This window comes from Halococcus sp. AFM35, assembly GCF_051195015.1.
Classification (GTDB): domain Archaea; phylum Halobacteriota; class Halobacteria; order Halobacteriales; family Halococcaceae; genus Halococcus.
Genome location: NZ_JBNTJU010000006.1, coordinates 37,312 through 49,245, shown reverse-complemented (window position 1 = coordinate 49,245; position 11,934 = coordinate 37,312). Strand labels below are relative to the sequence as shown.

General features: G+C 65.8%; 12 protein-coding genes. 5 read left to right on the top strand and 7 right to left on the bottom strand.

The window, feature by feature from the left end:
- Positions 1 to 43 precede the first annotated feature (43 nt).
- A complete protein-coding gene (locus ACQUQO_RS06535; protein ID WP_435077163.1) occupies positions 44 to 1,264 on the top strand; it encodes a molybdopterin molybdotransferase MoeA in 1,221 nt (406 codons plus the stop codon).
- Positions 1,261 to 1,917, top strand: a complete 657-nt coding sequence (locus ACQUQO_RS06530; protein WP_435077162.1) for a nucleotidyltransferase family protein — start codon at positions 1,261 to 1,263, stop codon at positions 1,915 to 1,917. Before ACQUQO_RS06535 ends, ACQUQO_RS06530 begins: the two co-directional genes overlap by 4 nt.
- A gap of 9 nt (positions 1,918 to 1,926) precedes the next feature.
- On the opposite strand, the gene ACQUQO_RS06525 is transcribed toward ACQUQO_RS06530, so the two are convergent.
- From ACQUQO_RS06525 to ACQUQO_RS06505, 5 genes are all read right to left on the bottom strand, one after another.
- Positions 1,927 to 3,015, bottom strand: a complete 1,089-nt coding sequence (locus ACQUQO_RS06525; protein ID WP_435077161.1) for an ABC transporter ATP-binding protein — start codon at positions 3,013 to 3,015, stop codon at positions 1,927 to 1,929.
- Positions 3,012 to 4,823: an ABC transporter permease gene (locus tag ACQUQO_RS06520; protein ID WP_435077160.1), complete on the bottom strand. Its 1,812-nt coding sequence runs from the start codon at positions 4,821 to 4,823 to the stop codon at positions 3,012 to 3,014. The genes ACQUQO_RS06525 and ACQUQO_RS06520 overlap by 4 nt, the downstream gene beginning before the upstream one ends.
- On the bottom strand, positions 4,796 to 5,929 hold the full coding sequence (locus tag ACQUQO_RS06515) for a thiamine ABC transporter substrate-binding protein (RefSeq protein ID WP_435077159.1): 1,134 nt from the start codon (positions 5,927 to 5,929) through the stop codon (positions 4,796 to 4,798). Before ACQUQO_RS06515 ends, ACQUQO_RS06520 begins: the two co-directional genes overlap by 28 nt.
- A gap of 65 nt (positions 5,930 to 5,994) precedes the next feature.
- On the bottom strand, positions 5,995 to 6,684 hold the full coding sequence (locus tag ACQUQO_RS06510) for a metal-dependent transcriptional regulator (protein WP_435077158.1): 690 nt from the start codon (positions 6,682 to 6,684) through the stop codon (positions 5,995 to 5,997).
- 64 nt (positions 6,685 to 6,748) lie between these two features.
- Positions 6,749 to 7,753: a transcription initiation factor IIB gene (locus ACQUQO_RS06505; RefSeq protein WP_435077289.1), complete on the bottom strand. Its 1,005-nt coding sequence runs from the start codon at positions 7,751 to 7,753 to the stop codon at positions 6,749 to 6,751.
- Positions 7,754 to 7,957: 204 nt separating this feature from the next.
- Here ACQUQO_RS06505 and ACQUQO_RS06500 point away from each other — a divergent pair, with 204 nt between their 5' ends.
- Both ACQUQO_RS06500 and pan1 read left to right on the top strand, forming a co-directional pair.
- Positions 7,958 to 9,175 (top strand): cytochrome P450, encoded by a 1,218-nt coding sequence (locus tag ACQUQO_RS06500; protein WP_435077157.1) that lies wholly within the window; start codon positions 7,958 to 7,960, stop codon positions 9,173 to 9,175.
- A 73-nt stretch (positions 9,176 to 9,248) separates the two neighbouring features.
- Positions 9,249 to 10,460, top strand: coding sequence for a proteasome-activating nucleotidase Pan1 (pan1, locus tag ACQUQO_RS06495; protein WP_435077156.1), 1,212 nt, complete (start codon positions 9,249 to 9,251; stop codon positions 10,458 to 10,460).
- A 5-nt stretch (positions 10,461 to 10,465) separates the two neighbouring features.
- On the opposite strand, the gene ACQUQO_RS06490 is transcribed toward pan1, so the two are convergent.
- On the bottom strand, positions 10,466 to 10,927 hold the full coding sequence (locus ACQUQO_RS06490) for a PUA domain-containing protein (RefSeq protein ID WP_435077155.1): 462 nt from the start codon (positions 10,925 to 10,927) through the stop codon (positions 10,466 to 10,468).
- Between the two features lie 85 nt (positions 10,928 to 11,012).
- Between ACQUQO_RS06490 and ACQUQO_RS06485 the strand changes: the two genes are divergently transcribed.
- Positions 11,013 to 11,198, top strand: coding sequence for a hypothetical protein (locus ACQUQO_RS06485; protein ID WP_435077154.1), 186 nt, complete (start codon positions 11,013 to 11,015; stop codon positions 11,196 to 11,198).
- On the opposite strand, the gene ACQUQO_RS06480 is transcribed toward ACQUQO_RS06485, so the two are convergent.
- Entirely contained in the window at positions 11,195 to 11,695 is a 501-nt protein-coding gene (locus ACQUQO_RS06480; RefSeq protein ID WP_435077153.1) for an NYN domain-containing protein, read from the bottom strand. The two genes, ACQUQO_RS06485 and ACQUQO_RS06480, sit on opposite strands and share 4 nt — an antisense overlap.
- Positions 11,696 to 11,934: the final 239 nt, after the last annotated feature.

Below are 11,934 nucleotides of genomic sequence, written 5' to 3'. Positions count from 1 at the left end.
ACACGGTGACTGGCGGACATGAGTCGCTGTCGGGGGAAACGATATGACTGTGCTCGCCTCTCGATGGGACATGCCCTCGACAGGAACGGTCGCCCGTACGGACGCTATCGAGCGACTGCTCGCCCGCCGCACGGCCGCTCTCGACGCACTTCCCGCTGAAAGCGTCCCCCTCGACGCGCTCGCCGGCCGCACGCTCGCCGCGGACGTGCGCGCACCGAGAGACGTACCGCCGCACGACTACGCGACGATGGACGGCTTCGCCGTCGCCACCGACGACGAGTCGCCGGCAGTCGTCGGGGAGGTCTTCCCGGAGGACGAACCCCCGGAACTCGCCGACGACGAGGCCGCACGCATCGCCACCGGCGCACCGCTGCCCGCCCGGACCGACGCCGTGGTGAAACGTGAGGACGCCACCGTGACGGATGGGTGGCTTTCGGGACCGGAACTCGCCCCGGGAACGAACGTCTCACCGTGCGGCGGTACGGCGAAAGCGGACGAGGTGCTGTTCGACGCCGGCACGCGACTCGCCCCGCGGCACGCAGCACTGTTGCGTGACGTCGGCATCGAATCGGTGGCCGTTCACGAGCGGTTCTCCGTGGCCATCGTGGCGACCGGCACCGAGATTCACGAGAACCGCCAGCCCGACCGCGACTCGGAGTTTCTTGCTGGTCTCGTCCGGGCATGGGGTCACGAGCCGACCATCCATGAGAGCGTTCCCGACGACCCGGACGCCGTGTGCGAGACCATCGAGAGCGCGGCCGAAGCGTACGACACCGTTCTCACGACGGGTGGCACGAGCGTCGGCAGCGCCGACCACGTCGCCACGGTGCTCGGCGACCACGACCCGCTGTTCGAGAGCGTGCGCCTCCGGCCGGGCCGTCCGGTGATGGCGGCGGTCGTCGATGGTGCACTCGCCGTCGGTCTGCCGGGCAAGCCGCTCGCCGCCCACACCGCCGCCGTGCTCGTCGCGCGCCCGTTTTTCACCGGCGAGCAGCGGTTGCCATCCGTCACGATGGGGCTTGCCCACCGTGTCGAAATTCCCGACGACGACCGCGAATACGCGGTGCCGGTCGTCTTCGACGACGGTACCGTCGTCCCGCTCGGTCACGCCGATTCGGCGCTTTCCATCTATGACGAACAGTTTGCGTCCGGTCTCGTTGCGGCCAACACACGGGTTACGACCGCGGACGGAATCGTGCTCACCGGGCGCTCGCTCGCCGCCGGCGAAGTAGTGGAGACCGTTCCGTATCGGGTGCTCGAATGAGCGAGCAGTTGCGCCGCATCACCGACGAGGACATCGAAGAGGCGCTTTCAGCGCACTCGGCACGCGATGGTACTGTGCTCGGCGTGTTGCTCGCGGCGGGCGGGAGCAGCCGCTTCGGCGAACGAAACAAGCTCCTCGCCGAAATCGACGGCGAACCGCTCGTCCGTCGTGCTGCCCACACGCTGCTCGACTCGCGCGTGTCGCGTGTCATCGCTGTGCTCGGCCACCAACCGAACGCCGTCCGTGACGCGCTCGCCGACCTCGACGTGGCGTTCGTCGAGAACGATTCTTATGAACGGGGGCTGTCGACCTCGGTCGAGCGTGGCGCGCGTGTGGCCGCCGGAAACGGTGCGGACGCGGCGGTCTTCCTCCCCGGCGACATGCCGTTGGTCGATAGCGCGACTGTGGACTCGCTCGTCGATGTCTTCCATGCAGACGTCGCCGACGCCGTGGCTCCCGTTTTCGAGAACCAGCGTGGCAACCCTGTCCTGTTCGGACGGACGCACTTCGATGCGCTCCGGGCGGTGAGCGGCGACGTGGGTGGTCGGCGCATTCTGCTCGACAGCGACGGTGCGCTGCTCGAAACCGACGATGTGGGAGTCCTCACGGATATCGACACGCGCGAGGACCTCGAACGTGCTCGGCGGGAGTGACCGCCGCGTTCAGTCTGCTGCGCCCGCGAACAGGTGGATATCCGCCGCGTCGATACGCAACCGGACCGTTCCCGTCGGCGGGTCGTGACCATCGGTTTTGACCAGTAGCGAGTGGTCGTTCCACGAGCAGTGCACCCGGTAGGCGTCGCCGAGGAATTCGCTGTTTTCGACGGTCGCCGTCAGCATCGTCTCCCCACCGAACGCCTCGTTTCGTTCGCTGATGGCAATCGCCTCGGGGCGCACACAGAGTGTCACCGACTCGCCGGCCGTGGCTGACATCGTTTCGGGCAACGCGATGGCGACACCGTTCACGCTGGCACGCGGCGGGGTCGTCGAACGTACCTCGCCATCGAGGAGGTTGTTCTCGCCGACGAATTCCGCGACGAACCGCGAACCCGGATTTCGATAGACGGTTTCGGGGGTAGCGATCTGCTCGATGGTCCCGTCGTCGACGACCGCGACGCGGTCGCTGATGGCCAGCGCCTCGCTCTGGTCGTGGGTGACGTAGATGGTTGTAATCCCTAGTTCCTGCTGGATGGTTCGGATGGTCACCCGAAGGCGCTCGCGGAGGCGCGCGTCGAGTGCCGACAGCGGCTCATCTAATAATAGGACGTCCGGGCCGGGAGCCAGCGCCCGCGCGAGCGCGATGCGTTGCTGCTGGCCGCCCGACAGCTGTGTCGGCTCGCGCTCGCCCATTCCCCCCATATCGACCAGCGCGAGCAGTTCGTCGACTCGCTCGCGCGTCGAGACATCGCCGGGCGGGTCGCGGAAGCGAAGCCCGTAAGCGACGTTCTCGCGCACACTCATGTGCGGGAAGAGGGCGTAGTGTTGGAAGACGACGCCGACGTCGCGCCGTTCGGGTGCGAGGTCGGTGACTCGCTCGCCGTCGATGTAGATTTCGCCCGTGGCCGGTGTCTCGAAGCCAGCAACGGTCCGGAGGGTAGTGGTCTTCCCACAGCCCGATGGCCCGACGAGCGTGAAGAACTCGCCCTCATCGACCGCTATCGAGACGTCGTCGAGCGCGGTGACGTCACCGAACGCAACGGTGACGTCGTCGAGTTCGACGCCGGGTGATGCTGTGGGTTCGGTGAGCGTCATTGCTCCCACCGCCCGTCGAGGCGCTCGATGACGAGGAAGCTCGCTGCCGTCACCACCAACAATACTGTGCCCATCGCGGTCGCCGGCCCGAGACTCGGCCCGAGCGAACGATTGCCGATGTAACGTTCGAGCGCGACCGGCATCGTGTAGCTATCGACGCCTTCGGCGAGTAAGACCGTCGTATCGAACTCGCCGATGGAGATGGCGAAGGCGAACGCGCCGCCGGCGAGCACTGCCGTCGAAATCAACGGGAGCTCGATATCGAGCAGGGCACGGAAGCGGCTCGCGCCGAGCGAGCGCGCCGAATCGACTAACTGGGAGTCGATGCCGGCGAGCGCCGGAGTGACGTTTCGTGTTACAAATGGGTACGCTGCGACCGCGTGCGCGAGGACGATGGCGAGCGCGCCGCCAGCGGTGAACCGATAGCCCGCTATCGTGGTGCCGAAGACGAGCGTCTGGAGCAATCCCAGCCCGACGACGACGCCGCTGACCGCAAGCGGTGCGCTCATCAGCGTCTCGGCTACCCGACTCCCGGAACCGCCGCGGGTCGCCATCACCGAGACGACGATGCCCATCGGCACCGCGAGCGCGAGCGTCCCGACGCCGAACGTCAGCGAGTTCACGATTGCCGGTAGCGGCCTCGTCGTCCCGACCGCCGTCGTCGTCTGCTGGGCGAGCAGGAACTCGTAGTACGCCGTCGTCAGCCCACCGGGACCGGTGACGCTCTCGACGAGCATGCTCACGAGTGGGCCGACGAACAGCACGAGAACCACGATACCGTACACTGCGAGACCCACACGAACCGGGTCGCGGAGGGTTTTCCAGCCGAGCGAGAGCGGCCGTCTGGAGGGTGCGATGGCGCTGCTCGCGGTCGTCTGTCGCGCCTCGTACCGGAGATAGAGATACGTGAGCGCGAGCGACAGGACCGTTTCGATGGTGCCGAGCGTCGCGGCCTCGGCGAGTTCGAGGTCTTGGACGCGCGCGTAGAGCCAGACCTCGACGGTGGCGAGGCGCAACCCCCCGAGCGCGAGCACGATGGGAAAGGATAAAAATGTGAACACGAACGTGAGCAGTGCGGCAGTCAGGAGAGCGGGGAGCAGTTGTGGCAGCACGATATCGCGGAACGCGCGGAACGGACCGGCACCGAGCGCGCGGGCCGTCTCGACACGGCGGGCATCGACGGTCTCCCACGCGGTGGTCACCAGCCGCGTCACGAGCGGCGCGTTGTAGAAGGCGTGGGCAAGGACGATGATTTCGAGCGTGAACAGCAGGTTCACCTGCCCAATGCCGAGCGCGCCCAGCACGTCGTTGAGCAGCCCACTTTGACCGAACATGGCGAGGAAGCCGACCGCGACCATGATCGAGGGCAGCACGAACGGGAGGATGGTCAGCGAGCGGAGCGTCCGCCGGCCACGGAACTCGAATCGCGCGAGCAGATACGCGCCCGGCAGCCCAATCAAAACGCTCGCCAGCGTCGAGAGCAGCGCCTGATAGACGGTAAAACCGAACAGGCCGAACTCCACGGGTGGAACCCCGGCCCGCACCCATTCGAGCACGCCGGCCGGAATCGAGAGCGGCGCGGTAAACAGGGAGTGAGCGACGCCGGTGTAGAAGGGGTCGGCAAGCACGTCGAGCAGCGGAGCCAGCGTCAGCGAGCCGGCGCGGACGACCGCCTCGCGCAGCACGCTCAGGACTGGATAGTAGAAGACGACTGCCAACACTCCAACGGTGAGCGCGAACGCAGCGGGTAAGACGAGCCGCTCGGCCCATCGCCGTGCGCTCACGCGCTTGCGACCAGCCGCGACCACTCCTCGACCCACGTTTCGACCGAGCCAGCGAGTTCGTCGTAGGAGTGCGTGACCACCTCGGGCGGCTCCTTGGCGTACTTTGCGAACTCCTGGCTCGGCGTGACGCCTCGCACTGCGGGAAACTGGACGTTCTTGACGGCGATGTTCGACTGGGCTTTCTCGGTGAGCACGAACTCCATGAACCGTCGGCCGAGTTGCGGGTTGTCGGCACTCTCGAACAGCGCCATCGTCTCGGGATTCGCGTAGCCCTGCCCGTTGAGGAAGCCGATTTGGTGTTTCGAGATGTCGACATCCGGGCCGTGGTAGTACACTTGGTCGGTCGAATAGGACACGACCATCGGTGCCTCGCCGTTCGTGTAGGCCTGATAGGCGGGTTCCCAGTCGGCAAGCACTTTCACGCCGTTGTCGAGGAGCTTCTTCCAGTAATCGAGATAGTTCTCCTCGCCCTGCGTGATGACCGACCAGAGCAGGAACGCCCGGCCGGGGTCCGATTGCTGGGCGTTCTCGGTGATGAGGTCGCCCTCGTAGCGCGATTCGAGAAGCGAATCGAACGTCTTCGGCTCCGTCACCTCGTTCGCGTTGTAGACCAGCGAGATGTAACCCGTATCGTACGGCACGGCACGCCCTTGCGGGTCGATACGCAGCGGCTTCTTCACCCTGTCGAGACCGTCGAGACGCCCGCCGACCGACCGGAAGAGCGGCTCGTCGAGTTTCTTCCGTATCCTGACGAGTTCGGCCGTGTTCAGCCCCACGTAGAGGTCGGCATCGATTGGCGCACCCTGAGAAGCGCGCTGGGCGTACTGGTTGACCCCGTTTTCGGGGGTGAGGAACTCGACCGTGGCGTTCGAATGTCGCTTCTCGAAGGCTGATTTGAGCCAGTTGCCCGCCGTGCCCTTGCCGGTGAACGACGAGTAGGTGGCCACCTGTAGCGTGCCGCCGGAGGAGGCGCTTGCGGTGGTCGCCGTGCCAATGGTCGAGCCGCCGGCGGTCCCCGAGGCGTTTGCCTCGGAGCCGTTGGCTCCGCCATCGGTGCCGGTACAGCCCGCAAGCATCGCCAGCCCGGCGACCCCGGCACTCGTCCGCCGGAGAAACCCTCGTCGCTTCATTACCGAAGGATTTCACCGAGTGATAATTAAAACTGTCGTCACGGACCGTCCGCGGATGCGGCGAGTCAGTCGGCGGTCGCCGGCTCGTCCGTCGAGCGCTCGCCGGCCCGCACGCGGACTTCGGCGGCGATTTCGGCCGGTAGCGAGACGGTTTCGTCGGCGTTCTCGGGCGCGACGGTGAGCATGCCGAAGGGTGCGACTTCGCGGATGGTGAGTCGGGTGTCGGGCCGGATGCCGGCGTCGGCGAGATAGGAGAGGATTTCAGGGTCGCTGTCGGCGACCTGCGTGACGACCAGCGTCTCGCCCGCCTCGTACTCGGTCAGCGGCTCGTCGTCGGCCTCGGTCGGTTCTAACTTTTCGTTCGGAATGGGTGCGCCGTGGGGGTCGGCGCTCGGGTCGCCGAGGCTTGCGGCGAGTTCGGTTTCGAGGCGCTCGCTGATGTGGTGTTCCAACCTGTCCGCTTCGTCGTGGACCTCCGCCCAATCGTAGTTCAGGTGTTCGGCGAGAAACAGTTCGAGCAGGCGGTGATGGCGGATGGTTTCGAGCGCGACCAACTCGCCGTCCTCGGTGAGTCGCACACCTTTGTACTCCTCGCGTGCGACGAGTCCGTGGTCTTCGAGGCGCTTCATCGTCGCCGTGACGGTCGGAGCCGTGACGTCAAGCGCCTCGGCGATGGTCGAGGTGGCGACCGGCTCCTCGCCCTCACGGAGCTGATAAACCGCTTTGAGATAGTCCTCGGCCTTCGCGCTCGGCATACTCGATTGTTGTATCAGGACCACAAAACGGTTGCTGTCGGTTACGTCGGTCCGGGCGGCCGGTCTAGGCAGCCGCCGCGGAGGGACCGTTGGCATCAGTGTCCTCGGCGACCTCCATGAGTTCGTGATAGCGATTTCTGATGGTCACGTTACTGACTTCCGCGACCTCGCTGACCTCGTCCTGAGTGAGCTTGCGGTTGGTGAGGATGCCGGCGGCGTACAGCGCCGCGCCGGCCAGCCCCACGGGACTCTTCCCGCTGTGGACGGCCTGCTCCTCGGCCGCCGCAAGCAGTTCGCGCGCCCGACGCTCGGTCTCCTCACTCACGCCGAGGTCCGAAGCGAACCGGGAGACGTACTGTTTGGGGTTCGGTGGGCCGATTTCGAGGTCGAGTTCCTGATTGATGTAGCGGTAGGCGCGCTTGAACTCCATCTCGTCGACCCGTGAGACCGCCCCGACCTCCGAGACGCTGCGCGGGAGTCCCGTCTGGCGAACCCCTGCATACAGCGCCGCGGTCGAAACGCCCTCGATGGAGCGCCCAGGGAGGAGGTCCTCGGCGAGCGCCCGACGGTAGATGACGCTCGCGGTCTCGCGGACGTCCTCCGGGACCCCCAGTGCAGAGGCCATGCGCTCGATTTCGCCGAGGGCCTGCTTCAGGTTGCGCTCCTTCGAGTCACGGGTGCGGAAGCGTTCGTCCCACGTCCTGAGACGCTGCATCTGCTGGCGCTTGCGCGAACTCAGCGCGTTGCCGTAGGCGTCCTTGTTCTGCCAGCCGATCTGGCTCGACAGCCCCTTGTCGTGCATCATCTTCGTGGTGGGCGCGCCGGTGCGTTTCTTCCGGTCGCGCTCGGCGCTGTCGAAGGCGCGCCACTCGGGACCGTGGTCGATTTCCTCGGCGGAGACGACCAGCCCACACTCGGCGCAGGTGGTCTCGCCGTGGGCCGAGTCCTCGACCAGCCGGCCGCCACACTCCGGACAGACGCGTTCTGCCTCGTCCGTGTGGGTGTCTTCGGTGGCTCGTTCGTCCTGTTCGCTCGGGTCTCGCTGTCGGGTGTGTGTAGTGCCTTCCAATATCGGGTGGGTGAGCGCGTGCTCGGATGGGTGGATTGACTGACGGTACAACGGGTCGTTCGACAACGATGGGTAAGGGACGGGAGTATTTAAACCCTTGGTCGCCGTCGGGCCGGAAATCGGCACGGAAAGCCCTCACAGGCACGATTCGTGCTCGTCCCACGACGGGAAAGATTGATAGTCAGTAGATTACTACTGACAGATATGAGTTCCGCCGACCCGCAGGGACTGCAGGCGTTTCCCGAGGCGCTTTCGGAGCCGGATGCGTGGCTCGAACCGTTCGATTGGTACGAAACGATGCGCGAGGGGTCGCCCGTGCGCTACGACCCTTCGCGCGGCTCGTGGGACGTCTTCCGGCACGCGGACGTCAAACGGGTCATCGGCGACGACGGGACGTTCTCGGTGAACCCGCGCATGGCGAGCGACTTCGAGGGCTTGAGCGGCGAGGGCGAGGGTCTCATCCTCGATACGATGCTGTTTCAGGACCCGCCGCGCCACGACGAGCTTCGGGCGGTGGTCGACGACGCCTTCAGCCCGCGGACGGTGGCGGAGTTGGAGCCGCGCCTGCGCGACCTCATGGACGACCTCATCGAGGACGCGCTCGCGGCGAACGACGGCGAGATGGACCTCGTCGCGGAGATTTCCTACCCGTTTCCGGTCATCGTCATCGCCGAACTGTTGGGCGTGCCGACGGAGGACCGCGCCCAGTTCAAGGAGTGGTCGGAGTCGCTCGTCGCGGCCGCGAGCGACGAGAAGACAGCCGAGCGCCAGCAGCAGAGCCAGCGCGAGATGGCGATGTACTTCCTCGACCTGCTCCAGCAGCGCCGCGAGGAGCCGCGCGACGACCTCCTCTCGACGATTGCGACCGCCGAACTCTCCGACGGCAGCAAACTCCCACAGGACGAGGCGCTCGGGATGTGCATGCTGTTGCTCATCGCCGGCAACATCACCACCACGAACCTCATCACGAACGCGATGCGCTGTTTCGGCAATCAGGGCGTTCTCTCCGAACTCGCCGGCGACGAGAACGCCATCGGGACGGCCATCGAGGAGGTGTTACGCTATCGTGCACCCGTCCAAGCGATGACGCGCATCGCGCGCAGCGACGTCACGCTCGGCGACGCGACCATCGAGGAGGGCGACCGGGTCGTGGCGTGGCTCGGTTCGGCGAACCGCGACGAGCGCGCCTTCGAGAACGCCGACGAGTTCGTCGTCGACCGCGCGCCGACCGGCCATCTCGGCTTCGGCAACGGCACCCACTACTGTCTCGGCGCGCCGCTGGCCCGCCTCGAAGCCCGGGTCGCCCTCTCGGAACTGCTCTCGCTCGACGGGCTGGAACTCGCCGATGCCGGCCTCTCGCCGACCCGGAGTTCGTTCATCTACGGCGTCGAGTCGCTGCCGGTCGGCTACGAGGGACGCTGAACCGGGCCATCGCGCGGGTCGAGCGGTCGTGGCGACCCGAACGCTCTTAAGAAAGTGTGCCCTATCGCGGGCAATGACCGATACGGTCGACGACGTGGACCAGCCGTACGATACCGACGCCTCACAACAGGAGAAGATCGAATCGCTCGAAGACCGCATCGACATCCTCGACAGCCAGAACGAGGAGATGCGCGACAAGTTGCTCGATGCGAACGCCGAGAACAACAAGTACAAACAGAAGCTCGAACGGCTCACCCACGAGAACAAGAAGCTGAAACAGTCGCCGCTGTTCGTCGCTACGGTCCAGGAGATGACCGACGACGGCGTCATCATCAAACAGCACGGCAACAATCAGGAGGCGCTCACCGAAGTCACCGAGGAGACCCGCGAGCGCATCGAACCCGGCTCCCGGGTGGCGGTGAACAACTCGCTGTCGGTCGTCACCGACCTTTCCGAGGAGACCGACGTCCGGGCGCGCGTGATGGAAGTCGAGGAAAGCCCCGGCGTGAACTACGAGGACATCGGTGGTCTCGAAGAGCAGATGAACGAAGTCCGCGAGACCGTCGAGCTGCCGCTCCAGAGTCCGGAAATGTTCTCGGATGTCGGTATCGAACCCCCCTCGGGTGTGCTGCTGCACGGCCCGCCCGGCACAGGTAAAACGATGCTCGCCAAGGCCGTCGCCAACCAGACCGACGCGACGTTCATCAAGATGGCTGGCTCCGAGTTGGTACATAAATTCATCGGCGAGGGTGCGAAACTGGTGCGGGACCTCTTCGAGGTCGCCCGCGAGCACGAACCCGCCGTCATCTTCATCGACGAAATCGACGCCATCGCCTCCAAGCGAACGGATTCGAAGACCTCCGGCGACGCCGAGGTCCAGCGCACCATGATGCAGCTGCTCAGCGAGATGGACGGCTTCGAGGAACGCGGCGAGGTCAGAATTATCGCCGCGACGAACCGCTTCGACATGCTCGACCGAGCGATTCTCCGACCCGGTCGGTTCGACCGCCTCATCGAGGTCCCCAAGCCGAACGCCGAGGGCCGCGAGAAGATCTTCGAAATCCACACACGCGGGATGAACCTCGCCGAAGACGTCGAGTTCGGACAGCTCGCTTCGGACATCGCCGAGGCCAGCGGTGCTGACATCAAGGCAATCTGTACGGAGGCCGGGATGTTCGCCATCCGCGACGACCGGACCGAGGTGCGGATGGAGGACTTCCACGAGGCGTGGGCGAAGATCGATGCCGACGAGGAAAGCGAGGAAGTCTCGAAGACGTTCGCCTGAGCGGCCTACTTTTCGGCCCCCTCGCGCGTCTCGACGGCGACACCGGTTTCGAAATCCGCCATCGCACCAGCCGATAGCTTCGCCTGTCCCACGCCGTAGAGACTGTCGTCCGGGCCGACGATACAGACCGCATCGCCCGGGCGGATGGCCGGGTCGACCTCGCGGACGAACTTCGCGAAGGCGTTTTTCCCCTCCCTGACGAACGGGTCGCTCTCCGCGCCGACGACGACGCGCGCTCGTGGCGCGACGAGTGCGGCGCTGAGCCGTTCGCCGCCGGCCAGCCCGAGCGTGAAGCGGCCATCGGTACCATACGAGACGAGTCGCTCGTCGTCGGCGAAGACCTGCTGTGGCCGACCGGTCCGCGAGCGCCGCACCGCGATGGTTTCCTCTTCAGGGAACAGCGCCCTCCCGGCCCCCGCGCCGAACTGGTAGTCGGCAATCGTGCGCAGCCGCGCGAAGTCGTCCATGAATCCGTTTGCGTGGCGGCCGGCAAAAGCGCGCTCATCGCCGTCTTTCGAAGCCATTTATATCCCGCGGGTCGCAGGGACACCCATGAACGAACGGACACAGATCGGCGCGGGTGGCGTGCTCTTGGTCATCGGGGCGATACTCATCCTGCTGTTCGCGTTTCCCGCCTCGACGCTCGGCTTCGCGGTACCGGTCCCGCTGGCCGTCCTCGCCGCGCTCGCCATGGCCATCGGCTCGCTGCTCATCGGTACGTCCGAGGGAACGGTCTAAAGGAGAAAGCGCTCGGAGCGCGCCGAGAGGTCGGTGAAGGCGTCGGCGGCGTCGACGAGTTCCTCGGAGGTCGATTCGCCGAAGGCCATCGCCTCGACGCGGACGCCCGCGTGGCGCAGATGTGAACAGAGTCTGGAGAAGTCGCCATCGCCCGTACAGATGACGAGGGTGTCGAGATGCGGCGCGAGCGTCACCGCATCGAGGATCATCCCGACGTCCCAGTCGGCCGATTTCGAGCCGTCGGCGTGGGTCTTTATCTCCTTGATCTTGGTCTCGAAACCGATGTTTTCGAGCGCCTCGAAGAAGCTGTCCTCCTCTGGCGAGTTCGCTCGGATGACGTAGGCGATGGCGCGGGTGAGTTCGCGGCCATTCACAGCTTCATCGAGGAGTTCGTCGTAGTCGATGTTGCGCGAATAGACGCTCTGAGTGGTGTGATAGAGGTTTTGGGAGTCGACCAGCACCGCGACGCGCTGGGCCGGCTGCACGACGTTCGACATACGGGGAGACTCCTCAGACCGGCCGCTAAAGCGTTTCGTCATGGAGAGGACCCTTTCCGACGTATGAACGCCGGCCGGCAGGTATCGCAGCCGACGCAACGCATAAATGCACTGGGCGCGGTGCATCGGGTATGCGACGCGCTACACCCCAGCAGTCGACCGGGCCGAGCGGTGGGTGTGGCACTCGCGCTCGTGCGGATACAAAACGGGCAGCGGGTAGCTCGCGGCGGGCGTAGCGT